General features: G+C 68.9%; 25 protein-coding genes and 1 pseudogene. 14 read left to right on the top strand and 12 right to left on the bottom strand.

Translation table 11 applies throughout. The features are described from left to right. Nucleotides 1-112 precede the first annotated feature (112 nt). The 4 genes from rpsF to rplI all read left to right on the top strand — a co-directional run bounded on the left by rpsF (nucleotide 113) and on the right by rplI (nucleotide 1,843). Nucleotides 113-403, top strand: a complete 291-nt coding sequence (gene rpsF, locus ACZ60T_RS20175) for a 30S ribosomal protein S6 (RefSeq protein ID WP_365628854.1) — start codon at nucleotides 113-115, stop codon at nucleotides 401-403. A gap of 75 nt (nucleotides 404-478) precedes the next feature. Next, complete coding sequence (locus ACZ60T_RS20170; RefSeq protein ID WP_365628857.1) at nucleotides 479-1,060, top strand: single-stranded DNA-binding protein; 582 nt, start codon at nucleotides 479-481, stop codon at nucleotides 1,058-1,060. 81 nt (nucleotides 1,061-1,141) lie between these two features. After that, entirely contained in the window at nucleotides 1,142-1,378 is a 237-nt protein-coding gene (gene rpsR, locus ACZ60T_RS20165; RefSeq protein ID WP_003949403.1) for a 30S ribosomal protein S18, read from the top strand. Between the two features lie 18 nt (nucleotides 1,379-1,396). Next, the gene (gene rplI / locus ACZ60T_RS20160; protein ID WP_252425341.1) at nucleotides 1,397-1,843 is read left to right on the top strand and encodes a 50S ribosomal protein L9; all 447 of its coding nucleotides are present in this window, start codon (nucleotides 1,397-1,399) and stop codon (nucleotides 1,841-1,843) included. A gap of 152 nt (nucleotides 1,844-1,995) precedes the next feature. Here the strand turns inward: rplI and ACZ60T_RS20155 are convergent, their stop codons facing one another. Continuing rightward, nucleotides 1,996-3,333 carry an MATE family efflux transporter gene (locus ACZ60T_RS20155; RefSeq protein WP_469667107.1) on the bottom strand — a complete coding sequence of 446 codons (1,338 nt, stop codon included), beginning with the start codon at nucleotides 3,331-3,333 and terminating at the stop codon, nucleotides 1,996-1,998. 458 nt (nucleotides 3,334-3,791) lie between these two features. Here ACZ60T_RS20155 and dnaB point away from each other — a divergent pair, with 458 nt between their 5' ends. Both dnaB and ACZ60T_RS20145 read left to right on the top strand, forming a co-directional pair. Continuing rightward, on the top strand, nucleotides 3,792-5,267 hold the full coding sequence (gene dnaB, locus ACZ60T_RS20150) for a replicative DNA helicase (protein WP_365628867.1): 1,476 nt from the start codon (nucleotides 3,792-3,794) through the stop codon (nucleotides 5,265-5,267). Nucleotides 5,268-5,347: 80 nt separating this feature from the next. Continuing rightward, nucleotides 5,348-6,733, top strand: a complete 1,386-nt coding sequence (locus ACZ60T_RS20145) for a serine hydrolase domain-containing protein (RefSeq protein ID WP_469667105.1) — start codon at nucleotides 5,348-5,350, stop codon at nucleotides 6,731-6,733. Nucleotides 6,734-6,795: 62 nt separating this feature from the next. On the opposite strand, the gene ACZ60T_RS20140 is transcribed toward ACZ60T_RS20145, so the two are convergent. Together ACZ60T_RS20140 and ACZ60T_RS20135 are read right to left on the bottom strand one after the other, a co-directional pair. Then, nucleotides 6,796-7,248 (bottom strand): GNAT family N-acetyltransferase, encoded by a 453-nt coding sequence (locus tag ACZ60T_RS20140; RefSeq protein ID WP_365628873.1) that lies wholly within the window; start codon nucleotides 7,246-7,248, stop codon nucleotides 6,796-6,798. Between the two features lie 34 nt (nucleotides 7,249-7,282). Further along, nucleotides 7,283-8,149: a GNAT family N-acetyltransferase gene (locus ACZ60T_RS20135; RefSeq protein WP_469667103.1), complete on the bottom strand. Its 867-nt coding sequence runs from the start codon at nucleotides 8,147-8,149 to the stop codon at nucleotides 7,283-7,285. Nucleotides 8,150-8,378: 229 nt separating this feature from the next. On the opposite strand from ACZ60T_RS20135, the gene ACZ60T_RS20130 reads away from it, so the two are divergent. Continuing rightward, on the top strand, nucleotides 8,379-9,002 hold the full coding sequence (locus ACZ60T_RS20130; RefSeq protein WP_469667101.1) for an HAD family hydrolase: 624 nt from the start codon (nucleotides 8,379-8,381) through the stop codon (nucleotides 9,000-9,002). Between the two features lie 71 nt (nucleotides 9,003-9,073). Here the strand turns inward: ACZ60T_RS20130 and ACZ60T_RS20125 are convergent, their stop codons facing one another. From ACZ60T_RS20125 to ACZ60T_RS20105, 5 genes are all read right to left on the bottom strand, one after another. Further along, nucleotides 9,074-9,556: an NUDIX hydrolase gene (locus tag ACZ60T_RS20125; RefSeq protein WP_365628882.1), complete on the bottom strand. Its 483-nt coding sequence runs from the start codon at nucleotides 9,554-9,556 to the stop codon at nucleotides 9,074-9,076. 87 nt (nucleotides 9,557-9,643) lie between these two features. Beyond that, nucleotides 9,644-10,549 carry a LysR family transcriptional regulator gene (locus ACZ60T_RS20120; RefSeq protein ID WP_469667099.1) on the bottom strand — a complete coding sequence of 302 codons (906 nt, stop codon included), beginning with the start codon at nucleotides 10,547-10,549 and terminating at the stop codon, nucleotides 9,644-9,646. A gap of 246 nt (nucleotides 10,550-10,795) precedes the next feature. Beyond that, the gene (locus ACZ60T_RS20115) at nucleotides 10,796-11,950 is read right to left on the bottom strand and encodes a cystathionine gamma-lyase (RefSeq protein ID WP_469667098.1); all 1,155 of its coding nucleotides are present in this window, start codon (nucleotides 11,948-11,950) and stop codon (nucleotides 10,796-10,798) included. Then, complete coding sequence (locus ACZ60T_RS20110) at nucleotides 11,947-12,438, bottom strand: low molecular weight protein-tyrosine-phosphatase (RefSeq protein WP_469667360.1); 492 nt, start codon at nucleotides 12,436-12,438, stop codon at nucleotides 11,947-11,949. Before ACZ60T_RS20110 ends, ACZ60T_RS20115 begins: the two co-directional genes overlap by 4 nt. A 13-nt stretch (nucleotides 12,439-12,451) precedes the next feature. After that, on the bottom strand, nucleotides 12,452-12,832 hold the full coding sequence (locus tag ACZ60T_RS20105; protein ID WP_365628891.1) for a phage holin family protein: 381 nt from the start codon (nucleotides 12,830-12,832) through the stop codon (nucleotides 12,452-12,454). Between the two features lie 57 nt (nucleotides 12,833-12,889). Between ACZ60T_RS20105 and ACZ60T_RS20100 the strand changes: the two genes are divergently transcribed. From ACZ60T_RS20100 to ACZ60T_RS20085, 4 genes and pseudogenes are all read left to right on the top strand, one after another. Further along, a complete protein-coding gene (locus ACZ60T_RS20100) occupies nucleotides 12,890-13,207 on the top strand; it encodes a cupin domain-containing protein (protein ID WP_252425330.1) in 318 nt (105 codons plus the stop codon). Between the two features lie 168 nt (nucleotides 13,208-13,375). Next, nucleotides 13,376-13,588 (top strand): DUF5326 family protein, encoded by a 213-nt coding sequence (locus tag ACZ60T_RS20095; protein WP_252425329.1) that lies wholly within the window; start codon nucleotides 13,376-13,378, stop codon nucleotides 13,586-13,588. 248 nt (nucleotides 13,589-13,836) lie between these two features. Beyond that, nucleotides 13,837-14,169, top strand: a pseudogene (locus tag ACZ60T_RS20090) (helix-turn-helix domain-containing protein); the annotation flags it as partial. A gap of 583 nt (nucleotides 14,170-14,752) precedes the next feature. Next, nucleotides 14,753-15,190 carry an SsgA family sporulation/cell division regulator gene (locus tag ACZ60T_RS20085; RefSeq protein ID WP_252425328.1) on the top strand — a complete coding sequence of 146 codons (438 nt, stop codon included), beginning with the start codon at nucleotides 14,753-14,755 and terminating at the stop codon, nucleotides 15,188-15,190. Nucleotides 15,191-15,250: 60 nt separating this feature from the next. Here ACZ60T_RS20085 and ACZ60T_RS20080 read toward each other — a convergent pair whose 3' ends face one another. From ACZ60T_RS20080 to ACZ60T_RS20065, 4 genes are all read right to left on the bottom strand, one after another. Continuing rightward, complete coding sequence (locus ACZ60T_RS20080; protein ID WP_469667097.1) at nucleotides 15,251-16,681, bottom strand: YibE/F family protein; 1,431 nt, start codon at nucleotides 16,679-16,681, stop codon at nucleotides 15,251-15,253. A 160-nt stretch (nucleotides 16,682-16,841) separates the two neighbouring features. Next, nucleotides 16,842-17,744 carry a hypothetical protein gene (locus ACZ60T_RS20075; protein ID WP_469667096.1) on the bottom strand — a complete coding sequence of 301 codons (903 nt, stop codon included), beginning with the start codon at nucleotides 17,742-17,744 and terminating at the stop codon, nucleotides 16,842-16,844. 193 nt (nucleotides 17,745-17,937) lie between these two features. After that, a complete protein-coding gene (locus ACZ60T_RS20070) occupies nucleotides 17,938-19,032 on the bottom strand; it encodes a metallophosphoesterase (protein WP_469667095.1) in 1,095 nt (364 codons plus the stop codon). 271 nt (nucleotides 19,033-19,303) lie between these two features. Next, nucleotides 19,304-20,416: a LacI family DNA-binding transcriptional regulator gene (locus ACZ60T_RS20065; protein ID WP_252425324.1), complete on the bottom strand. Its 1,113-nt coding sequence runs from the start codon at nucleotides 20,414-20,416 to the stop codon at nucleotides 19,304-19,306. 384 nt (nucleotides 20,417-20,800) lie between these two features. Here ACZ60T_RS20065 and hisC point away from each other — a divergent pair, with 384 nt between their 5' ends. The 3 genes from hisC to cydB all read left to right on the top strand — a co-directional run bounded on the left by hisC (nucleotide 20,801) and on the right by cydB (nucleotide 24,715). Further along, nucleotides 20,801-21,880, top strand: a complete 1,080-nt coding sequence (gene hisC / locus ACZ60T_RS20060) for a histidinol-phosphate transaminase (RefSeq protein WP_365628909.1) — start codon at nucleotides 20,801-20,803, stop codon at nucleotides 21,878-21,880. A 298-nt stretch (nucleotides 21,881-22,178) separates the two neighbouring features. Continuing rightward, nucleotides 22,179-23,687: a cytochrome ubiquinol oxidase subunit I gene (locus ACZ60T_RS20055; RefSeq protein WP_365628912.1), complete on the top strand. Its 1,509-nt coding sequence runs from the start codon at nucleotides 22,179-22,181 to the stop codon at nucleotides 23,685-23,687. Nucleotides 23,688-23,707: 20 nt separating this feature from the next. Next, nucleotides 23,708-24,715, top strand: a complete 1,008-nt coding sequence (gene cydB, locus ACZ60T_RS20050; RefSeq protein WP_469667094.1) for a cytochrome d ubiquinol oxidase subunit II — start codon at nucleotides 23,708-23,710, stop codon at nucleotides 24,713-24,715. Nucleotides 24,716-24,774: the final 59 nt, after the last annotated feature.

Here is a 24,774-nt window from a genome sequence, read left to right as displayed (position 1 = left end):
AACCGCCGACTGGCCTCGATTGTCAGTGGCGGCCGATACCGTTGCGAACGCATCACGACCCTCCTGCCACGGAACGACCGTGGCCGCTGAGTCCAAAGGAGGTGGGTTCCACATGCGTCACTACGAGGTGATGGTCATCCTCGACCCCGATCTCGAGGAGCGCGCTGTCTCCCCGCTGATCGAGAACTTCCTCTCTGTCGTCCGTGACGGCGGCGGAAAGGTCGAGAAGGTCGACACCTGGGGCCGTCGTCGTCTCTCGTACGAGATCAAGAAGAAGCCCGAGGGCATCTACTCGGTCGTCGACCTGCAGGCCGAGCCTGCGGTCGTCAAGGAGCTCGACCGCCAGATGAACCTGAACGAGTCGGTCCTCCGGACCAAGGTCCTCCGCCCCGAGACCCACTGAGCTTCCGCTCAGCGGATCCCGGGATTCGAGTAGCAGCACAAGCAGCCAGCAGCAAACCCGCCGAGAGGTTCCCCCATGGCAGGCGAGACCGTCATCACGGTCGTCGGCAACCTTGTCGATGACCCCGAGCTGCGCTTCACCCCGTCCGGTGCGGCGGTCGCGAAGTTCCGCGTCGCGTCCACTCCCCGCACCTTCGACCGTCAGACGAACGAGTGGAAGGACGGCGAGAGCCTGTTCCTGACCTGCTCGGTCTGGCGTCAGGCGGCGGAGAACGTCGCCGAGTCGCTCCAGCGAGGCATGCGCGTCATCGTGCAGGGCCGCCTGAAGCAGCGGTCCTACGAGGACCGCGAGGGCATCAAGCGCACGGTCTACGAGCTCGATGTCGACGAGGTCGGCGCGAGCCTGCGCAACGCCACGGCCAAGGTCACCAAGACCTCCGGCCGCGGTGGCCAGGGCGGTTACGGCGGCGGTGGCGGCCAGCAGGGCGGCGGCTGGGGCGGTGGCCCCGGCGGCGGTCAGCAGGGCGGCGGTGCTCCGGCCGACGACCCGTGGGCGACCGGCTCTCCGGCCGGTGGCCAGGGTGGCGGCCAGCAGGGCGGCGGCTGGGGCGGCGGCTCCGGCAGCGGCGGCGGCTACTCGGACGAGCCCCCCTTCTAGGCCTTCGGGCCGGGCCTTGCGCCCGGACCAGGTCAAGAGCGGGGCGTATCCCACACTTCTTGATCACACAGGAGAAACACCATGGCGAAGCCGCCTGTGCGCAAGCCGAAGAAGAAGGTCTGCGCATTCTGCAAGGACAAGGTCACGTACGTGGACTACAAGGACACGAACATGCTGCGGAAGTTCATTTCCGACCGCGGCAAGATCCGTGCCCGCCGCGTGACCGGCAACTGCACGCAGCACCAGCGTGACGTCGCCACGGCCGTGAAGAACAGCCGTGAGATGGCGCTGCTGCCCTACACGTCCACCGCGCGCTAAGGGAAGGGTGACGACATCATGAAGATCATCCTCACCCACGAGGTCTCTGGCCTCGGTGCCGCCGGCGACGTCGTCGACGTCAAGGACGGTTACGCTCGCAACTACCTGATCCCGCGGAAGTTCGCGATCCGCTGGACCAAGGGTGGCGAGAAGGACGTCGCGCAGATCCGTCGTGCGCGCAAGATCCACGAGATCCAGACCATCGAGCAGGCCAACCAGATCAAGGCCCAGCTCGAGGGTGTGAAGGTCCGTCTGGCCGTCCGCTCCGGCGACTCCGGCCGTCTCTTCGGTTCCGTCACCCCGGCTGACATCGCCTCGGCGATCAAGGCCTCCGGTGGCCCCGAGGTCGACAAGCGCCGCATCGAGCTGGGCGCGCCGATCAAGACGCTGGGCTCTCACGAGACGTCCGTGCGTCTGCACCCCGAGGTGGCCGCCAAGGTCAGCCTCGAGGTCATCGCGGCCTGATTGCCGCAACTCGGCTTGAAGAGCTGAGAGAAGGGCCGTACCCCTTGGGTACGGCCCTTCTTCGTCGGTGTTCAGGCTGTGAAGGCGGCCCGTGCAACCGTGGTGTTTCACGTGAAACACCACGAATCGGTGTCAGGGGTCGGTGGCTCCGGTCAGCGCGTCGCGCCCGTCACGAGCCAGCGGCCCGAGCGGGTACGCCACCACAGGGTGAGCATCCGTACGGTCATCATCAGCGTCATCGCCGCCCACACGGCGGTCAGTCCGCCGCCGAGGACCGGGACGAGCAGCGCTACGGGGGTGAAGACCGCCAGTGTCAGCAGCATCGCCCAGGCCAGATACGGCCCGTCCCCGGCCCCCATCAAGACCCCGTCGAGTACGAAGACGATGCCGCAGATGGGCTGGCCGAGGGCCACGAGCATCAGGGCGGGCAGGGCGACATGGTGGACAGAGGTGTCGCTGGTGAACAGCGGCAGGTACAGCGGGCGGCTGACGAGGACCAGCAGTCCGAGCACGAGCCCGGAGACGAAGCCCCACTGCACCATGCGGAGGCATGCGGCCCGAGCGCCCCGCGGGTCGTCCGCACCGAGATAGCGCCCGATGATGGCCTGCCCGGCGATGGCGATCGCGTCCAGGGCGAACGCGAGCAGGTTCCACAGCGACAGGACGATCTGGTGTGCGGCGATGTCCGCGTCTCCGAGCCGGGCGGCGACAGCGGTGGCGATCACCAGGATCGCCCGCAGCGAGAGCGTGCGGACCAGCAGGGGCGCTCCGGCCTGCGCGCAGGCCCGTATACCGGCCGCGTCCGGCCGCAGCGAGGCGCCGTGGCGGCGGGCACCGCGCACGACGACGTACAGGTACACGGCGGCCATGCCGCACTGGGCGATGACGGTGCCCCAGGCGGAACCGGCGATGCCCAGGCCGGCGCCGTAGACAAGGGCTGCGTTGAGGACGGCGTTGGCGACGAAGCCCGCGATGGCGACGTACAGGGGGGTCTTCGTGTCTTGCAGACCGCGCAGGACACCCGTCGCGGCGAGTACGACGAGCATCGCCGGGATGCCGAGTGCGGAGATCCGCAGGTACGTTGTCGCGGACGAGGCCGCGTCCGGCGAGGCGCCGAAGAGGTCGACGATCGTGGGAGCCGTGGGCAGGACGAAGACGACGACGGCCGCTCCGAGCAGCAACGCCAGCCAGATACCGTCCATCCCCTGGCCGATGGCGGCCCGCAGATCGCCTGCGCCGACCCGGCGGGCGACCGCGGCCGTGGTGGCGTACGCGAGGAAGACGAAGACGCTCACGGCGGTGGTCAGCAGCGCCGAGGCGACGGCGAGACCGGCCAGTTGCGTGGTGCCGAGATGGCCGACGATGGCGCTGTCGGCTATCAGGAAGAGGGGCTCCGCGACTAGGGCGCCGAAGGCTGGAACGGCCAGTGCCACGATCTCCCGGTCGTGCCGGCGTCGGATGGCGCGGGGTGTCGCGGGAGCCTGTGTCATGGCCTCCAATCTAACCGTCCACAGGTAAGAGATGCAATGGAAGATTGCCCCTTACGTTGCCGCGTGTGGGCCGGAGCACTGTGCACGACTGGCGATGATCTTGATCCTGTCGGGCAAGTTTTTCTTCTACACAGCCAGTGGACGGGAAAGGCGCAGGTCAGAGATGATTCGGGAAAGGGTGTGAGGGCTTGTTCACAGGGCTGTCCACCGTGTCGTGCACAGGTTTTGAGGAGTTGTCCACAGAGTAGGGGCAGTCATCCACATGCCCTGTGGATAACCAGATTGGCTGACGGTGCCGACAGGCCTAACGTGGTCCGGCGTCCGCTCCGCGCGCGTCCATGGAGAACGCGCAGAATCGACGCGTCCGAAATCGGAGATGCGACTCACTTGTCAGTGTCGTGGCCTGGAAACGAGGTGCACGGCGGAGTCCGCCATGGCGGACGGGAGGAGGCGGCCCGGTGAGCATTTCCGAGCCCTTGGACGATCCGTGGGCCGACAGCAGCCCCAACGGTCGTGTACCCGCCTCCCGTCGGCGCCGCGACGGTGATCAGGGCCGCGACGAGCAGCATGACCGCGGCCGGGACAGCGAGGCGTGGAGCGAGTCGGGTGCCTCCTTCGAGCGCGTCCCGCCACAGGACCTGGACGCCGAGCAGTCCGTCCTCGGTGGCATGCTCCTGTCCAAGGACGCGATCGCCGACGTCGTGGAGATCCTCAAGGGCCATGACTTCTACCGGCCCGCGCACGAGACGATCTACCTGGCGATCCTCGACCTGTACGCCAAGGGCGAGCCCGCCGACCCCATCACGGTCGCGGCCGAGCTGACCAGGCGCGGCGAGATCACGAAGGTCGGCGGGGCCCCCTATCTGCACTCGCTCGTGCAGACGGTCCCGACCGCGGCGAACGCCGAGTACTACGCACAGATCGTGCACGAGCGCGCGGTGCTGCGCCGCCTCGTCGAGGCCGGAACGCGCATCACGCAGATGGGATACGCCGCCGACGGCGACATCGACGAGATCGTCAACAGCGCCCAGGCCGAGATCTTCGCGGTCACCGAACAGCGCACGGCCGAGGACTATCTGCCGCTCAGCGAGATCATGGAGGGGGCCCTCGACGAGATCGAGGCGATCGGCTCGCGCTCGGGAGAGATGACCGGTGTACCGACCGGCTTCACCGATCTCGACCAGCTCACCAACGGTCTGCACCCCGGCCAGATGATCATCATCGCGGCCCGTCCCGCCATGGGTAAGTCGACGCTCGCACTGGACTTCGCACGGGCGGCCTCCATCAAGCACAACCTGCCGAGTGTGATCTTCTCGCTCGAAATGGGCCGCAACGAGATCGCGATGCGTCTGTTGTCCGCGGAAGCGCGGGTGGCCCTGCACCACATGCGGTCCGGCACGATGACGGACGAGGACTGGACCCGGCTCGCGCGCCGGATGCCGGATGTGTCGGCCGCCCCGCTCTACATCGACGACTCGCCGAACCTGTCGATGATGGAGATCCGCGCCAAGTGCCGCCGCCTCAAACAACGCAACGACCTGAAGCTGGTCGTCATCGACTACCTGCAACTGATGCAGTCCGGCTCCAAGCGGTCCGAGAGCCGGCAGCAGGAAGTCTCCGACATGTCCCGGAACCTGAAGCTGCTGGCCAAGGAGCTGGAACTGCCGGTGGTCGCGCTCTCTCAGCTCAACCGAGGGCCTGAACAGCGCACGGACAAGAAGCCCATGGTGTCCGACCTGCGTGAGTCCGGCTCGATCGAGCAGGACGCCGACATGGTGATCCTGCTGCACCGCGAGGACGCGTACGAGAAGGAGTCACCGCGCGCGGGCGAGGCGGACATCATCGTCGGCAAGCACCGAAACGGCCCGACGGCGACGATCACGGTCGCCTTCCAGGGCCACTACTCCCGTTTCGTGGACATGGCGCAGACCTGATCCCGCGGTGATGCGTCGGCGATGTCCACGGGCCTGGGAAAACGCTCGACGTGAGGTGCGGGCTCGGGTGGACTGGGGGCATGACGACATCTCAGGAAGAACTGCTTCCCGCGACGCGCCGGGCCCTGCTGCACCGTATCGCCGTGGCGCAGGCAGAGGGGCGGGCGCCGTCGCTGGTGGCGGCGGTCGTTCGGGACGGGCGGACGGTGTGGCACGGCTCGCGCACCTCGGTGGACGGCCACGGCCCGGACGAGAACGTGCAGTACCGGATCGGCTCGATCACCAAGACCTTCACCGCGGTCCTCGTCCTGCGGCTGCGCGACGAGGGCCTCCTGGACCTCGGTGACCCGCTGGAGAAGCATCTGCCGGGCACCGGTGCGGGGGAGGCCACCATCGCCGAACTCCTCGCGCACACGGGCGGCTTGGCGGCCGAGTCGCCCGCGCCCTGGTGGGAGCGCACACCGGGCACGCTGCGTCCCGAACTCTCGGATGTGCTGGGCGAGCAGCCCCTGCGGCACCCGGTCGGCCGCCGGTTCCACTACTCCAACACCGGCTATACGCTCCTGGGCGCGCTGGTCGAGGAGGTGCGCGGGGCTCCCTGGGAGGACGTCCTCCGGCGCGAGGTGCTCGAACCGCTGGGGTTGCACCGCACGAGCGGTCGGCCGCAGGCACCGCACGCCGGTGGCTGGGCCGTGCATCCCTGGGCGGATGTGATGCTGCCGGAGCCGGTCGAGGATCTGGGCCGGATGGCACCCGCCGGTCAACTCTGGTCGACCACAGGAGACTTGGCGCACTTCGCCGTCTTCCTCTCCCGGGGCGACGACCGGGTGCTGAGCGCGAAGTCCGTCCAGGAGATGCGCAGGCCCGCCGCGCCGCCCTCGGCCGCGGATGTGGCGGACGGATACGCCTACTGCCTCGGCCTGGAGACCCGGCACCACGACGGTCGCCTCCTCGTCGGTCACACCGGCTCCCTGCCGGGGTTCCTCGCGGGCCTCTTCTTCAGCGTCGAGGACGACGTCGCGGCCGTGGTCCTCGCCAACTGCACCTCCGGGCCGCAGCTTTCGGCTGTGGCCGCCGATCTCGTCGGCACCGTGGCCGAGGCGGAACCCCGGATCCCCGAGCCGTGGCGACCGCTGCCCGACGTGGACCGGGCGGTGCTGGAACTGGCGGGGCAGTGGTACTGGGGGACACAGGGCTACGCGCTGCGTCTGACCGCGGACGGCGGTGTCTCTCTGGAGCCGTTGTCCGGCAAGGGGCGTCGCTCACGCCTGCGGCCGAACGGAGACGGCACCTGGACGGGGCTCGACGGCTACTACACAGGGGAGATTCTGCGGGTTGTCCGTCGACCGGACGGCTCCGTGAGCCACCTTGATCTGGGGTCGTTCGTGTTCACCCGCCAGCCGTATGACGAAGCGGCTCCGGTGCCGGGTGGCGTGGACCCGGAAGGGTGGAGGGGGCTTCCGTAGGCCCTCCCACTACCGAAAGGGGCATGTTTCACGTGAAACATGCCCCTTTGGGGTGGCTGGTGTCAGAGCGGCAGTTTGAAGCCGACATGGGACGCCTCGAAGCCCAGGCGTTCATAGAAGCGGTGGGCGTCGGTACGGGTGGTGTCGGACGTCAGTTGGACCAACTGGCAGTTCTGGCGCCTGGACTCGTCGACGGCCCACTCGATGAGCCGCGCTCCGAGACCGTTGCCGCGCTCGTCCGCGTGGATCCGCACGCCCTCGATGATCGAACGCGTCGCTCCCTTGCGGGACAGCCCCGGGATGATCGTGAGCTGGAGGGTGCCGACGATCCGCCCTTCCCGTACCGCGACCATGAGGTGCTGGTTCGGATCGCTGCTCAGCCTCTCCAGTGCGCTCAGGTACGGCGCCAGGTCGTCCGGAGACTCGCGCTGGGCACCGAGTGGGTCATCGGCAAGCATGGCGACGATCGCAGCAACATCATCCGCGACCGCGCGACGTATCTCAAGATCTCCCATGTGCGCACCCTATAGCGGCAGTTGAGGGCAGGAATCAGCCGGCGGCCACCGTCACGGGGGCGAAGCGCCGCGTCCAGTCACCGGGCAGGTCCGGGATGCCGTACGCCATCATCGCGTTCAACATGACGGAGGCGAGGCCGCGCTCCTTCAGCCAGGCCAGCAGCTCTTCGTGCCGTACATCGACATCGGTGCGCAGCGGACGGTCGGTGTGGGCGGCCAGGGAAGCGACGAGTGCCTTCGCCGTCTTCGTGTCACGCGCGATGAGCGGGCCCACGACATGGGTGTCCATATTCGGCCAGGCGGCGGCGTATCCGGTGATCTTCCCGTTCTCCTCGGCGACCCGTACCTGGTCGGCGAAGGCGGGCAGCCGCGTGAGCACATGCGTGCGATCGACGCCGAAGACCTCTTCGTCGAGCCGGACGAGGGTGGCGAGGTCCTCGGCGGTGGCGGCGCGCGTGGCGACGGTGGGAGACGGTCCTCCCGCCGTGAAGTGCCCGCGCACCATCTCGGAGTGGCCGATGACCTTGAAGCCGAGTTCTTCGTAGAGGGGGCGGCCGTTCGGCGTTGCGTACAGCGTGAGGGGAGCGGCGCCCATCTCGCTCACCACATGGTGCATCAGCCGTCGGCCGACTCCCTGACGAGCGTGCCGTTCCGCGACGAGCACCATGCCGATGCTCCCCAGCTCCGGACGGTACTGGGGCCCGTACTCGGTGACGACACAGGCGGTCACGAGTCCGCCCTCGGGGTCGTCGATGCCGTAGCCCGTTCCGGCGGCGAGGAGCAGTCCCCACTTGTGCTCCTCGCGGGGCCAGCCCCGATCCTCGGACAGGTCGGCGCAGGCGAGGAGATCGCGGTGCGTCAGACGACGGATGGGAAGAGCAGCGAGAGAAGGTGTCGACACGCTGATCAGGCTGTCTGACAGAGGGCACTGGCGTCCACTCGATTGGAGATCGACATACCGGCTTTTGGCCATGCCGTGCCGCCAAGGAGCGCATGGGCAGGGGTTTCACGTGAAACAACAAGCGGCCCGAGTGTGACCGGTCGGCAGTCGGCAGATGAAAGGTCGCGGCCGGAGATGATCCGGGGGCTCTCTGTACCGATGAGGGGAACAGTCGCTAGCCTCCTCGCCCATGGCGAGACTTCATCTCTTCGATCTCGACGGGACACTGCTGCACGGAAGCACCGCACCAGTGGAGATCTCACGGCAGCTCGGTCTGGAGGCGGAGACCGTGGCACTGGAGCGGGCGCTCTCCGCCGGGCACATCGGCCCCCCGGAGTACGCCGTACAGGTGCACGCCCTGTGGGAGCAGCTCACGGACGACCATGTGGCGGCGGCCTTCGCCGCGGCCCCCTGGCTGTCCCGTATCGAGGAGGTATGGGCAGCGATCCGCGAGAACGGTGACTACTGCGCCGTCATCTCGCTCTCGCCCTCCTTCTTCGTGGAGCGGCTGACGCGGTGGGGCGCGCACGCGGCCTATGGATCGCGCTTTCCCGCACTGCCCTTCACGGAACCAGTGGATCCGGCGAGGATCCTCAGCGCGGCCGCCAAGGTGCGGATCGCGGAGCGACTCTGCGCGGAGTTCGGCGTTCGGTCCGCCGATTGCGTCGCCTATGGCGACTCGATGTCGGACAAGGACCTGTTCGATGCCGTGCCGGTATCCGTCGCGGTCAACGCGGACCATCATCTGGCGGACCGGGCGACCCACTCCTACGCCGGGCGGGATCTGTGGGATGCCTATGAACTGGTGCGGTAGGCCGGGCAGATGAGGGTCGACCGGGCGGCGGTGGGGAGCGGAGCCCTGGAGGGAATCTCCTCCTCCGGGTATCAGCCCAGGTCAGGCGCGTGCATGGCCCGTACGCCCTCGATGTTTCCGTCGAGGTAGTGCCGCAGCGACAGCGGGACGAGATGGACGGACGCGATGCCGACCCGGGTGAAGGGCACCCGCACGATCTCGTAGGTGCCGGTGGGCTGTTCCACCTCCGGGCCGTGCCGTAGATGCTCGTCCATGGACTCGAGGTGGCAGACGAAGAAGTGCTGGACCTTCACACCGGTCGCGCCACCGTCTTCGCCGATGTGCTCGACGGTGTCCACGAAGCAGGGCACCACATCGGTGATCTTGGCGCCGAGTTCCTCGTGCACTTCACGGTGGAGTGCGTCGATGACGGTCGTGTCCGACGGCTCGACCCCACCCCCCGGTGTGACCCAGTAGGGATCGACGCCTGGCTTGGTCCGCTTGATCAGAATCAGGTCGTCGCCATCGAGCAGGATGGCGCGGGCGGTGCGCTTGACCACAGGGCGAACGGTCATGGGTGAAATGTGGCCCAGCATGTTCCACGTGAAACATCGCGTGCCTCACAAGGCGCCGAACCCGGGCAGACCTCGGGCAGTTGCCGATCAACTCCAGTTCGCTGCGGCCCGGAGCAACCACTCGTGCGCCCGCGCGATGTGCGGCATGGCCATCGTGCCGGTGCGGACCACGAGGAAGTACGTCCTCAGCGGGGGCACCGCCGGTTCATGGAGGGCCACCACATCGCCTCGTTCCAGCGCGGGGGTGCAGAGATAGCGCGGCAGCACGGCGAGGCCCGCGCCGGTGGCGGCACAGGCGAGGACCGCGCGCAGATCAGGGACGACGACGGTGCCGGAGGCGGCCGGACGGGAGTCGAAGACAGACGCCCAGTAGCGGGCGACGAACGGCAGCGACTCATGCACCTCGACCACGGGGAAGTCCTCGAGTACACGCGCGCTCATACGGCGCAGTTCGCCGGGGTCCAGGCAGGAGGTCCAGCGCGGGGAGGCGACCAGGATGTGCTCCTCGTCGCAGAGCGGGGTCGCCGTGAGCAGCGCGCCGCGCGGCCGGGCCGTGGTGATGGCCAGGTCATGGTGCCCGGCGGCGAGCCCTTCCAGCGACTCGTCGGCGTTCCCGAAGGAGGCGCGCAGGGCAAGCCCCTGGCCGTCGTCGCCGGTCAGCTCCGCAAGTGCGGGCAGGGCGCGTTCGGCGGTGAATTCGGGCGGGCCCGCGAGATGGAGAGTGCGCGGCGTCGCATGCTCGTCGAGCTCCGTCTCGGCGATCTCCACCAGGGCGTCCAGATGGGGCGCCGCCTTGTGCGCGAGTTCGTCGCCGATGGTCGTGGGGGTCACCCCGCGGGCCTGGCGCAGGAAGAGAGGGCGGCCCAACTGCCGTTCCAGGGTACGGATCTGGGACGTGACGGCCGGCTGCGAGAGGCCGAGCAGCGCCGCGGCGCGCGTGAAGGAGCCGGCCCGGTGCACGGTCACAAAGGTGCGCAGGAGGGCCACATCCATGGTGCCCCTCCCCTCCCCGCACCTTCGGCCGCGCTCAACTATAAATAAGTCGATAGGTCTCTGTCGCTACTGTGATTGGACACTGACATAGAGTCAACTAGCCTTGGTCGCACGGTTCTTCGCGCGCAGAACCGGGACGGTCCGAGCCACGAGGGGGGAGGCTCGGACCGTCTGCTGTGCGGAGAAGGGCTCCCAGGGCGCACGCCGCCCCGTCGAAGGGCGCCTCCCCGCGGCGGTGGTGGCGGCTCAGAGCGTGGCCGACTCGTCCAGCGCCCGCAGCACATCGGCGACCAGGTCCTCGGGGTCCTCGGCGCCCGCCGAGAGACGGACGAAGCCTTCCGGCACCGCGTCGCCGCCCCAGCGCCCCCGCCGCTCGGCGGTGGACCGGACGCCTCCGAAGCTGGTCGCGTCGTCGACGATGCGCAGCGCCTCGAGGAAGCGGTCGGCACGCGCGCGCGTGGGCAACGTGAACGACACCACGCAGCCGAACCGGCGCATCTGCCGCGCGGCGATCTCATGGGAGGGGTCCTCGGGCAGGCCCGGATACCGCAGCCCGCTCACCTCGGACCGGCCGCGCAACGCCTCGGCGATCGCGAGCGCGTTGGCGGTCTGCCGGTCGGCACGCAACTGGAGCGTGGCCAGGGAACGATGCGCGAGCCAGGCCTCCATGGGCCCCGGGATCGCCCCGACGATCTTGCGCCAGCGGCGTACGGCGGCCATCGGCCCGGCGTTCCGGCCCACCACGTAGCCGAGCAGGAGGTCGCCGTGCCCGGTGAGCATCTTGGTGCCGCTGGCCACGGAGAAGTCGGCGCCCAGTTCCAGGGGCCGTTGGCCGAGCGGGCTCGCCAGGGTGTTGTCGACGGCGACCGACGTGCCCTGGGCGTGCGCCGCCGCGACGAGCCGCCGTACGTCGCAGACGTCCAGCCCGGGGTTCGAGGGGGTCTCGATCCACAGCAGCTTCGCGCCGTCGAGGACGCCGAGCTGGGCGTCGGCCCCCGTCGGCGCGGTGCGTACCTCGATGCCGTACGCGGTCAGTTGCTCGCGGACCAGGGGTAGTACCTGGTAGCCGTCGGCGGGCAGCACCGCGATGTCGCCGGCGCGGAGCTGGGAGAAGAGGACCGCCGAGATCGCCGCCATGCCGGAGGCGAAGGCGAGCGTCTCGACGCCCTCCCGGCCGGGCGCCTCGAGCTCGCCGATGGCCTGCTCCAGCCGGGTCCAGGTGGGGTTCTCGTCCCGCCCGTAGGTGTACGGGCCTGTCGGCTCGCCCGGCAGATGGTAGTGGGCGGCGAAGACGGGCCCCGGGAGCGTCGGCTCGTACTTGACCGGCTCGGGCAGCCCCGCCCGCACCGCGCGCGTACCGTCACCCGGCGCGCCGGAGGTGTCGAAGTCCGGTGCCGTCATGCGGTCCTTCCCTTCAGGTGTTCTCTCACCGCGGCGAGCAGGCCCGTACTGGCCGCCTCCACCATCTCGAGGCACTCCTCGAAGCCGTCCGTCCCTCCGTAATACGGGTCGGGAACGTCGAGGTCCTCGTGCGCGGCGGGATCGTACGAGCGCAGGAGCCGGACCTTCGCCGCGTCCTCGGGGCCGGGGGCCAGGCGGCGCAGGGCCTTGAGATGGCCGGAGTCGAGCGCGATCACCAGGTCGAGACGGGAGAACCACGAGGGATCGAACTGCCGCGCGGTGTGATCGCCGGCGTATCTGTTCGCCTCGAGGACGGCGACGGTCCGCGGATCCGCGCCCTCCCCCGCGTGCCAGCCGTCCGTACCGGCGCTGTCGACCTCGACCAGACCGTCGAGGCCAGCCTCCTCGATACGCGCGCGGAAGACGGACTCGGCCATCGGGGAGCGGCAGATGTTGCCGGTACAGACGAAGCAGATACGCCAGGACATACGGCTCACCCGATCAATCCTTGCCGTCCGGCAGGGCCACGTTCAGGGCCCAGGAGACGATCGAGACGATCAGGGCACCCACCACGGCGGTCCAGAAGCCCGAGACATGGAAGCTCAGATCCAGCTTGCCCGCGATCCACGAGGTGAGCAGCAGCATCAGGGCGTTGACGACCAGGGTTATCAGGCCGAGCGTCAAGATGAACAGCGGGAAGGTCAGCACCTTGAGGACCGGTTTGACCAGGAAGTTCACCAGGCCGAAGAGCAGCGCGACGACGAGCAGCGTGCCGATCTTCTTACCGGTGCTGGAACCCGTCAGGGAGATCTTGTCGAGCAGCCCGACGGCTACGGCCAGGGCCCCGGCGTTGGCGATCGTCTTGACTACGAATTGCTTCATGTGTCTGATCGTGGCAGACGGGGCCGACTGCGAGCGAGCAAGGGCGGAACAAGGACGATGAAGGCATTCCGACTGGACGAACTGGACGCGGAGCGCGCCGCCCATGACGGCGCCTACCTTCAGTTCCTACGGGAGCGGAACATGTCGGTGGGCCTGTACGCACTCGACGCGGGCGCCTTGGACCCCCAACAGCCGCACCGCCAGGACGAGGTGTACTTCGTCGTCAGCGGCCGGGCCGCGATCACCGTCGGTACGGAGACCACCCAGGTCGCGCGGGGCAGCGTCGTCTATGTGCCCGCCGGGGTCGCCCACAAGTTCCACCACATCACCGAGGACCTGCGGGTGTTGGTGGTGTTCTCTCCGCCCGAGAGCTGAGGCCCGTCTCGGGGTTCCCTAGGGGGACGATCAGGGGAGGACAAGGGGTGCGGAGCGCCCCGTCCGCCCCCTCGCGCCCCTAGCATCGAAGGCAGGACACCGAAGAGCCCGGAAGCGGAGCCCCCGAACAGGACGCGGGGCGGCGGGTGGAGAGACAAGGACAAGGCGATGCGAGAGATCTTCGCGAGTTTGCCGTGGTGGGTGAAGTGGATCGCGGTGCCGGTCATCGCTCTGGTCGTGTTCGGCAGCGTGATAGCGAGCGTCGTCGGCTTCGTCATCGCGCTCCTCTTCAAGGTGCTGCTCTTCGTCGCGCTGGTCGGCGGACTCATCTACGTCGTACGGAAGTTCATGTCGAACTCCTCGTCCCGCGGTGACTGGTGAGCAAATCGGAGCGCGCCGCGCCCTCGTCGCGCGGGCGGGGAACGGCGCGTCAGGGGCGAGCGGTGACGGCCGGTCGATAACGGGGCGGCGAGGTTCGCTCGGCCGAGGGAAGTTTTCCCCCGAGGGCCATCGGCGGGCGGCGGTGGACCGTTAGAGTCCGAGTTCGGCGCGCGGCCGGCGCCGCGCGTGGCGCATCCACCTCCCGTGTCCCCGCACGGGCGGCCCTCCTCGCGCTTCGGGAGTGATCCTTGGCCACGGCCCGCCCCGCACCCCCAGTTCCCCCCGCCCCGCCCGCACAGCGGCGCACCTCACCGGCGGAGGCCTGCCTCCCGCGCGTGCAGCCGCACTCCACCACGCTCATCGGATCCGTGCAGCGGGCGATGAGGCTGCTGGAGGCCGTCGCCGACCACGCGTACGGGGCGCCCGCCAAGCAACTGGCCCGCGAGGTCGGCCTGGCGCTTCCCACGGCGTACCACCTGCTGCGCACCCTGACCCACGACGGCTATCTGCGCCGCGAGAAGGGTCTGTTCTTCCTCGGCGAGGCGGCCGAGCGGCTGAGCAGCGACGCGGTCCGGCAGAAGACGTCCCAGCACGAGGGATGACGCCCTGCATGGATGCCTTGAGTGAAGGGTGACGCCCTCTGACGTCGACGCCCTCTGATGCCGTCGCACGCCTTCGCATGCCCTCGCACAATGGCGTGATCCGATCGCCTCCGCTGCCTCACATGGTCTACTGCGTCTCCGGCGGAGCGGGATCCAGATCCGCGACGTCGCCTACTCCCCGGGCCGCCCGCCGCCGTCGAGCGGATCGGGTTCCGCAGGGGCATGCCTCCGCGATCGGCCCGTGCCTCTGGTCCCGGCCCGACGAAGCGATCGAATCCGGCCGGGGCCCTGTCGACCGTTACCCCGTTCGGGCGATCCCCCCTATGCGGTACGTGACGTGGCCGTCATGATGGGTCTCTGTCCGCCCGCGCGCCAGGCCAACGACCGCTGCTCGGCGCAGGTAGGGCGCAGGGGGAGGCCGGGAAGGCCTCAAGGGCGCGCGCCTTCTCTATCAGCATCTGAAAACTCACGCCTTGTGATCTGCTGTGCACTTTCAGCAAACTTCCAGCAGGTGTCAGGGGGACGATTCCTGGCCAGTCGACGGCAACTGACGGGGTAGGCGATGCGTGAGTCGGTACAGGCAGAGGTCATGATGAGCTTTCTCGTCTCGGACGAGCTCTCGTTCCGTATCCCGGTGGAACTGCGCTACGAGACATGTGATCCCTATGCCGTGCGGCTGACCTTTCACCTTCCCGGTGATGCGCCCGTGACCTGGGCGTTCGGGCGTGAGCTGCTGGTCGACGGGGTGGGGCGGCCGTGCGGTATCGGAGATGTGCACATCGCACCCGCCGAACCGGACTCCTTCGGCGATGTGCTGATCCGGCTTCAGGTGGGCGCCGACCAGGCCCTGTTCCGGTCGGGCGCGGTGCCGCTCGTGGCGTTCCTCGACCGTACGGACAAGCTCGTACCGCTGGGGCAGGAAGGATCCCTCTCGGGCTTCGACGCCCGTCTGGACGAAGTCCTGGACCGGATCCTGGCGGAGGAACAGAGCGCGGGCTGAGGGCGATCCTGGCGCCGTAACGGTTCGCCTCCCACGGCCCTTCGCGCGGTGCGGGCCGCTTCAGCGCTTGCGGCGGCGCCTCTTCCCGCCGCGTGCCGGTGCCGAGGCGGCGGCGGTCGCCGAGGGGCGGTCGGCCGAGACCACGAGGGCGGCCAGCGCCGTCGTCACCGGCACAGAGGCGACGAGCCCGATCGAGCCGACGAGAGTGCGCACGACCTCCTCGGCGACCAACTCACTGGTGGCGACCGTGGCGACGCTGCTCTGGGCGATCGAGAAGAGCAGCAGCAGGGGCAGCGCGGCGCCCGCGTAGGCCAGGACGAGCGTGTTGACGACCGAGGCGATGTGGTCACGGCCGATGCGGATGCCCGCGCGGTACAGACCGCGCCAGCCCATCGACGGATTCGCCTCGTGCAGCTCCCAGACGGCCGAGGTCTGGGTCACCGTCACATCGTCGAGCACCCCGAGCGAACCGATGATGACACCGGCCAGCAGCAGACCGCTCATGTCGATGTGCGGATACAGCCCGTGGATCAGGCCCGTGTTGTCGTCCGTGTTGCCGGTCAGCGCGGCCCAGTCCATGAACAGCGAGCCCAGGACGCCGATCAGGGACAGCGAGATGAGCGTGCCCAGGACGGCCACGGAGGTGCGCGCCGAGAGGCCGTGGCACAGGTAGAGGGCGATCAGCATGATGGCGCTCGCGCCGATCACCGCCACGAGCAGGGGATTCGAGCCCTGGAGGATCGCGGGCAGGATGAAGAGGCTCAGGATCAGGAAGCTGACCGCCAGCGCGATCAGCGCCATGACGCCGCGCATCCGGCCCACGACGACCACGGCGACGGCGAAGATCCCGGCGAGCAGCGCCATGGGGAACGAGCGGTTCACATCGGTCACCGAGTACTGCAAGTCCCTGGGCGCGGAGGGTTCGTACGCGACCACGACCTTCTCGCCCTGGTGCAACTGCCGTGACTGGTCCGGCCGGACGACCTCCGTGAACGTACGGCCCTTGCCCTCGCCGGTGTCGACCCGGATCGTCGCCTTCTTGCAGTCCCCGGCCTGCTGTTGAGGCGAGGCGCTCTCGGTGGTGGAGGTGCCGCCGGAGCCGGACGCGGGGTCGGTTCCAGGGGCCGTGTTCGCGGACGCGCAGGGCATGTCCGTGACGGTGGTGACGGTGGCCTGCTGGGTCTGCCGGTCGAAGCCGACGCCGCTGCGCGGGTGCGCGGGGAGGCCGTCGGGCCAGAGCACGGCGAGTCCGACGACGACCGCCGCGGTGAACGGGACGAGGACCGCGGCGATGACCCGGCGCAGATGCCGCGACACAGGGGCGGCGGGGCCATGGCTGTGGGAGTGGCCGTGCCCGCCGCCCGATCCATGAGCACGGCCGTCCTCCGGGCCGTGCCCCGCACCCGAGTCAGGTCGGTGTGGTCGGCCCGGACCGGGGACCGGGGACGGCTCGGCGGGTGGGAAGGGCGGCGGATGCTGCGGCGCGGTCATCGCCCGATCATTGCAAGAACGCGCGGCCCCGGACGGCACGGCCCGCGCGCGCCGGACGTACGCGCGCCCGTGCCGGACGTACGCACGCCCGCGCCAGACGTACCGGTACCGCCCTCGGCGGCGGCACCGGCACCGGCGACGGGCGGATGGACGACGTACGTCACTCCGGCCGGTGCTCGGGCCCCCCGAAGTCCGGGCTGGTGAAGTCCGGGCTGCTGAAGCGGGGGCGCGGGCCCGACGTGGGGCCGTTCTCCGGGCTGCTGAAGCCCGGCCGGTCATAGCCGAGGTGCGGCATACGGCTGGAGGTCGGTTCCGGCTCCTTCCGGCTCGTCACGGTCGTGTCCGGGACGACGAGGGCGCGGCGGAGGAACGGCAGGATGCCGCGCTCCCGCAGCGCCTTGTGCCAGGCCTCCCTGGCGCGGGCCACCTCCGCCGCCAACGCCTCCCGGGCCACGGCCTCCTCGGTGGCGGAGCCGTGGCGCAGCGCGGTGAGCAGCAGTCCTGTCGCGGCGACCAGCATCGCCGCCGCGGTCACCGCGCCGAAGACCCACCCGGTGGTCAGGAGGGTCCGGACGAACGTCTCGTCGGGATAGATCATCTTGAGGAGGTAGCCCACGAGCAGGAAGATCGCCGCGGCGGCACCGGCGAGGACGGGGGCGAGCACCGTGACGACAGCACCGGCTCCGGCGCTCGCCGCGGCCTCTCCCACCGAAGCGGCGAGCCCTGGACCGTCCGGCTCCGGGGCCGAGTTCGGGCTCGAGTCCGGGTCCGGGTCCGGTTCGGGAGAGGCGGTGGCGCTCTCCTGGATGCGCGGGGCGGACGGCGTCGGCCGCCGCAGTTCCTCGCGGACCTCCACGTAGTGCTGGTACTCGGTGGCCGCCGCCGCGGTGATCAGAGCGGTGGCGTCCAGCGCCATGGTGCGGAGCTGGTCGAAGGTGAGTCGCTGTCCGGCAACGGTCGGTTCAGGGCGGTGTGCGGCGGAGCGCAGCGCCTCATCGAGGATCCGCTCGTAGTCCTGGCGGTCCTCGCTCAGCAGGTGCTGCGGAACGCTGTTCATGTGCATCCCCCGATGCTCCGTAGGGCTTGGGGCTCGGCATGCTGACGAGCCGTCGGGCAGAAACGGAGGGGAGCCTGCTACGGATAAGCAGATGGTAGAGCGGTGACGCCATAGGGTGACAGGGGGTTTCCGGAAATTGCCCCGGCCGTCACCGTTCTCCGACGGCCGTCACTCCGGGGAATTCCCTACGTCTGAACGCTCAGCCGCCCAGCGGAAGTTGCTGGACCAGCAGCTTTCCGTTCATGGTCACGCCGCCGTCCATCGCGATCGCCAGTCCGTCCGCGTAGACATGCGGACCCTCGACCACCGGACCCGTGTCGTCCTCGCCGTCCTCCGAACCGACCTGGCCCAGCAGATAGGGGATGGGGCTGTGGCCGTGGACGATGCGCGTACCGCCGTAGGTGTCCAGCAGGGACCGTACGGCGTCGGCGCCGCCCTCGTCGCGGAAGGAGAAGCGCTTGGTGAGCTTGCGGAACAGGTCCCAGACCTCGTCCGGGTCATTACGCGTGAGCGTCTCGCGGATGGTGTCGTTGACCGCTTCGATGGAGTCGCCGTAGTCGAGGTAGGCGGTGGTGTCCGAGTGCACCAGCAGATACGTGTCGACCTTCTCGACGGCGTCCAGGCGGGCCATCCACTGCAGATGGTGGTCCTGGAGCCGGTCCATGTCGCTCTTCTGGCCGCCGTTGAGCAGCCAGGCCGCCTGGAACGTGGCAGTGCCCGCACCGGAGTTGACGGGGGTGTCGCCGAACCGCTTGGCGCCCAGCAGCAGCAGCTCGTGGTTGCCCATGAGCGCCTTGCAGTAGCCGCCGGCCGCGGCGGCCTCCGCGGACAGCCGCATCACCAGGTCGATGACGCCGATGCCGTCGGGCCCGCGGTCGGTGAAGTCGCCCAGGAACCACAGCCGCGCCGTGCCCGCGGACCAGTTCCCCGAGGCGTCGATGAGCCCCTTCTCCTGGAGCGCCGAGACCAACTCGTCGAGATAGCCGTGGACATCCCCGACGACGAACAGCGGACCGGGTCCGTCGGAGGTCTGCGGGGCGGGTACGGGCATCGGGTCGACGCTCACCTGGATCGTGTCACCACGGTTGATCACCGGCAGATCGCGCTCGGTGGGCGTGTACTCGGCGGAGTACCCGCGGGCGAACGACTTCTGCGCGGCCACCGGTTCGGCGGCCTCGCCGGGGGACGTGCTCTGTGCGTACGGACCGGCCTGGTGGACATACGCGGGCACCCGGAAGTCACGCACCGTCGCCGTACGCTCCACCTCGGGTCCCTGACCGGCCCCCTGAGTCATCGACCCCTCCACCATCGCGCCGCATCCGCACCGCATCGGACTGCCTGTGCACCGCATCGGACTGCCTGGTCGCAGCGGCCCGCGGTGTCGTGGGCCCATCATAGGAATGCGGATCGCGCCGTGTGATGACCCAGGGGTGGTGAATCGGGGACGGACCAGGGTCCACCGCGGCATTCGCCCCGATTGGGCAGGGCTTTCACCGTCGGGACACCGGTCGTCGTTCCCGGGCGTGTGCGGGTGACCTGTGTGTCCCCCGCGGGTCATCGTCGGCCTATCCCTTCTCCGGCGACCGGGGCGGGCTGATCGTCGTACGGGGCGGACGCCGCTCGGACGACGTACGCACGATCAGCTCCGTCGGTATCACCCGCTCGATGGGCTGCTCCGTCTCGACGCCCTCGATGGCGTCGATGAGGAGTTGCACCACCGCCGTGCCGATCCGACGCGGCTTGAGGGAGAGCGTGGTGACGGGCGGTTCGGTGTTGGCGTACACGGTGGACTCGCTGCAGCAGACGAGCAGCAGGTCGTCGGGCACGCGCAGGCCGTAGCGGCGGGCGGCGGCCAGCAGGTCCGTGCCGTTCGGGTCGAAGAGCCCGTAGACCGCGTCGGGGCGGTCGGGACGGGCCAGCAGCCGGTCGGCGGCGACGGCGCCCGCGCACGGGTCGTGGGCCGGGTAGGCCTCGTAGACAGGGTCCTGCCCGACGCGCTCGCACCACCTCAGGTACGCGGTCGTGGACAGGTGGGTGTACGTGTCCGTCGTGGTGCCGGTCAGCAGGCCGATCCGGCGGGCGCCCGCCTCCGCCAGATGGTCGAGGATGCCGAGGACCGCGGCCTCGTGGTCGTTGTCGACCCACGCGGTGACCGGGAGGGCACCGGCCGGGCGGCCGTCGGAGACGACCGGTAACCCCTGGCGCACCAGCTCGCTGACCACGGGGTCCTGGTCGGACGGGTCGATGACGACCGTGCCGTCCAGGGCGACGTTCGACCACACGTCGTGGCGCGAGGTCGCGGGCAGGATGACCAGGGCGTAGCCGCGGGCGAGCGCGGCCGAGGTGGCGGCTCTGGCCATCTCCGCGAAGTACGCGAACTCCGTGAAGGTGAAAGGTTCATCCCCGTAGGTCGTCACGGTCAGGCCGATGAGGCCCGACTTGCCGGTACGGAGCGTGCGGGCCGCGGCCGAGGGGCGGTAGCCCAGCCGTTCGGCGACCTCGCGGACATGGCGTCGGGTGGCGTCCGGCAGCCGGCCCTTGCCGTTGAGGGCGTCGGAGACGGTCGTGATGGAGACCCCGGCGGCAGCCGCCACGTCTCTGATGCCCGCTCGGCCCGGCCGGTTGCCTCGGCGGGAGGTCTCCGCCTGGCTCACCTGGTGCTTCCCTGCTGCTGTCATGGCGAGCCGATAGTAGGGCGCATACGGTGGCGGGGTGCGGACGCATATGCACCCCTCGGCAGGCACGTTTCTGCATGGTCAACAAGCGTCAAATACCGTGAACAGCAAGGGAATTGAGCGTCCTCGCATCCGTACGCGATGTGTTGGTGCGCGTGCGCCCGCCCAGGCGCCGGGATGCCGACGCGGTCTCAACTCACCTTCACGAGGGATGCGCGCTACGGCGTGAGCCACCCGCGCACACGAAGTGCGGCAATGCGCCCCCCTGGCGTGCCGGTGCGGAGTCGGTTGTCCACAGCCCATTCGCAGCGGCGCCGAATCCTCATAAGGTGAGAAGCATTGGAAGCCGGTGGCGGCCATGAGCCGGCGCGTGTGAGGAGGACTGCGGTGAGCGAGACGAGCCCGAGGCTGCGTACCGAGCTGGAGGGTATCCCCACTTACAAGCCCGGCAAGCCTGCGGCGGCCGGCGGACCGGTGGCCTACAAGCTGTCCTCGAACGAGAACCCGTACCCACCGCTGCCGGGCGTGATGGAGAGCGTGACGGCGGCGGCCCTGTCGTTCAACCGCTACCCGGACATGGCGTGCACGGGGCTGATGTGCGAGCTGGCGGAGCGCTTCGGAGTACCCGAGTCGCACATCGCCACGGGCACGGGCTCGGTCGGTGTCGCCCAGCAGTTGGTGCAGGCCACGAGCGGTCCGGGCGACGAGGTGATCTACGCCTGGCGGTCCTTCGAGGCGTACCCGATCATCACGCAGGTCAGTGGTGCGACCTCGGTGCAGGTGCCGCTGACCCCCGGCGATGTGCACGACCTGGACGCGATGGCGGACGCGATCACCGACCGGACGCGGCTGATCTTCGTCTGCAACCCCAACAACCCGACCGGCACCGTGGTGCGCCGAGCCGAGCTGGAGCGCTTCCTCGACCGGGTGCCCCGCGATGTGCTGGTGGTGCTCGACGAGGCGTACCGGGAGTTCAACCGCGACATCGAGGTGCCGGACGGCGTGGAGCTGTACCGCGAGCGTCCGAACGTCTGCGTGCTGCGCACGTTCTCCAAGGCGTACGGCCTCGCCGGGCTGCGGGTCGGCTTCGCGATAGCCCATGAGCCGGTGGCCGCGGCGTTGCGCAAGACGGCGGTGCCCTTCGGCGTCAGCCAGTTGGCCCAGGAGGCGGCCATCGCCTCGCTGCGCGCGGAGGACGAACTGCTCGGCCGGGTCGGCTCGCTGGTGTGCGAGCGCACGCGTGTGCTCGAGGCGCTGCGGGCCCAGGGCTGGACGGTGCCCGATACGCAGGCGAACTTCGTGTGGCTGCGGCTGGGGGAGCGCACGACCGACTTCGCGGCGGCGTGTGAACAGGCCGGTGTGGTCGTGCGGCCCTTCGCGGGCGAAGGCGTGCGCGTGACGATCGGCGAGACCGAGGCGAACGACATCTTCGTGAAGGTGGCGGAGGCCTTCCACCGGGATCTCTAGAGATCGCCAGGGATCGCTCAGGGGTCGCCCGAGGGATCCCGCGGACCGCCTGTACCGCCCCCAAGATCTTCAGCTCGCGTTGCTGATCTTGGGGGCGGAGTCATGTCCGGGGCCGCGTGAGCCAGGTCGGGACCGATGGCCGCACTTAGGGACCCCCGCCTATCCGGGTCGAAACCACCATGCGTCATAATTTCTTGTGAATGTGAACGCGTTCACAAGCGTGTCCCGGTTGATCCCGCGGTGTGCGTGGCAAAAGGGGCAAGCTGGCCGCTGACCACGGCGAGTAAGGAGAGACGACGTGGACATGGCGTTGGCGCCAGAGACTCTGGCGCGATGGCAGTTCGGTATCACCACCGTCTACCACTTCCTGTTCGTTCCACTGACGATCTCGCTCGCTGCCTTGACCGCAGGCCTGCAGACCGCCTGGGTGCGGACAGAGAAGGAGAAGTACCTCCGGGCGACGAAGTTCTGGGGCAAGCTCTTCCTGATCAACATCGCGATGGGTGTCGTCACCGGCATCGTCCAGGAGTTCCAGTTCGGCATGAACTGGTCCGACTACTCGCGCTTCGTCGGCGACATCTTCGGCGCCCCGCTGGCGTTCGAGGCCCTGATCGCCTTCTTCATGGAGTCCACGTTCATCGGGCTGTGGATCTTCGGCTGGGACCGGCTCCCCAAGAAGATCCACCTCGCCTGCATCTGGATAGTCTCCGTCGGCACGATCCTGTCGGCGTACTTCATCCTCGCGGCCAACTCGTGGATGCAGCACCCCGTCGGCTACCGGATCAACAAGGCCAGGGGGCGCGCCGAGCTCACGGACTTCTGGCAGGTCCTGACCCAGAACACCGTGCTCGTCCAGGTCTTCCACACGCTGTCGGCGGCCTTCCTGACCGGTGGCGCCTTCATGATCGGCATCGCCGCCTTCCACCTGCTGCGCAAGAAGCACATCGCCGTGATGAAGACCTCGCTGCGGCTCGGTCTGGTCACGATCATCGTCGGCGGCATGCTCACCGCGATCAGCGGTGACCGGCTCGGCAAGGTGATGTTCGACCAGCAGCCGATGAAGATGGCCGCCGCCGAGGCGCTCTGGGACGGCCAGCACGCCGCGCCGTTCTCGATCTTCGCGTACGGAGACGTCAGCAAGGGCCACAACACCGTGGAGCTGTCCGTCCCCGGCGTGCTCTCCTTCCTCGCCCACGACGACTTCCACTCCTTCGTCCCGGGCATCAACGACACCAACAAGGCCGAGCAGCAGAAGTTCGGCCCCGGCGACTACCGGCCCATCATTCCCGTCACCTTCTGGGCCTTCCGCTGGATGATCGGCTTCGGCATGGCGTCCTTCGCCATCGGCCTGGTCGGGCTCTGGCTCACCCGGAAGAAGTTCATGCTGCCGGAGCACCTGCGGGTCGGTGAGGACGAAGTGCCCCATCTGGTGCTCTTCAAGAACAAGGCGCTCGGCCCTCAGCTCACCACCTGGTACTGGCGGATCGCGATCCTGACCCTGGGCTTCCCGCTGATCGCCAACTCCTGGGGCTGGATCTTCACCGAGATGGGACGGCAGCCGTGGGTCGTCTACGGCGTGCTGCAAACCCGTCACGCCGTCTCCCCCGGTGTCTCCCAGGGTGAGGTCATCACCTCGATGACCGTGTTCACGCTGCTGTACGCGCTGCTGGCCGTCATCGAGATCAAGCTGCTGCTGAAGTACATCAAGGCCGGCCCGCCCGAGCTGACCGAGGCCGATCTCAACCCGCCCACCAAGATCGGCGGCGACTCCCGTGACGCCGACAAGCCGATGGCCTTCTCGTACTAGGCCGAGGGAGCGCTGACATCATGGAACTTCACGACCTCTGGTTCGTCATCATCGCGGTTCTCTGGATCGGCTACTTCTTCCTGGAGGGCTTCGATTTCGGGGTCGGCATCCTGACCAAGCTGCTGGCCCGCGACCGCACCGAGCGGCGCGTGCTGATCAACACGATCGGCCCCGTCTGGGACGGCAACGAGGTGTGGCTGCTCACCGCGGGCGGCGCGACCTTCGCCGCCTTCCCCGAGTGGTACGCCACGCTCTTCTCCGGCTTCTATCTGCCGCTGCTCCTCATTCTGCTCTGCCTGATCGTGCGCGGCGTCGCGTTCGAGTACCGGTCCAAGCGCCCCGAGGAGCACTGGCAGCGCAACTGGGAGACGGCGCTCTTCTGGACCTCGTTGATCCCGGCGTTCCTGTGGGGTGTGGCCTTCGCCAACATCGTGCGGGGCGTGAAGATCGACAAGAACCTGGAGTACGTGGGCAACGTCTGGGATCTGCTCAACCCGTTCGCCCTGCTGGGCGGCCTGGTGACACTGACCCTGTTCACCTTCCACGGAGCGGTGTTCACCGCGCTCAAGACTGTCGGGGAGATCCGGGAGCGCGCACGGAAGACGGCCCTCATGGTCGGTCTCCTGACCGCCGCGCTGGCGCTGGTCTTCCTGGTCTGGACACAGCTCGCCCATGGTGGCGGCAAGAGCCTGGTCGCCCTGATCGTCGCGGTCCTGGCCCTCATCGCGGCGCTCGCGGCGAACCAGATCGGACGCGAGGGATGGGCGTTCGTGTTCTCCGGCCTCACGGTCGTGGCGGCGGTCGCGATGCTCTTCCTGACGCTCTTCCCGAACGTCATGCCGTCCACGCTCAACCCGGCCTGGAACCTGACGGTGTCCAACGCCTCGTCGAGCCCCTACACCCTGAAGATCATGACGTGGGACGCCGTGATCGCCACACCGATCGTTCTGCTCTACCAGGGCTGGACGTACTGGGTGTTCCGCAAGCGCATCGGCACGCAGCACATCGCCGCTGACGCAGCGCACTGATTCCGGCCGGTGGGTGTGTTTCACGTGAAACACACCCACCTGGAATCGACGAGCACGTT

It is taken from the genome of Streptomyces sp. NPDC104371, assembly GCF_055583785.1.
Note: the sequence above shows the minus strand (reverse complement) of the source record. Positions and strands in the feature narration are given on the sequence as shown.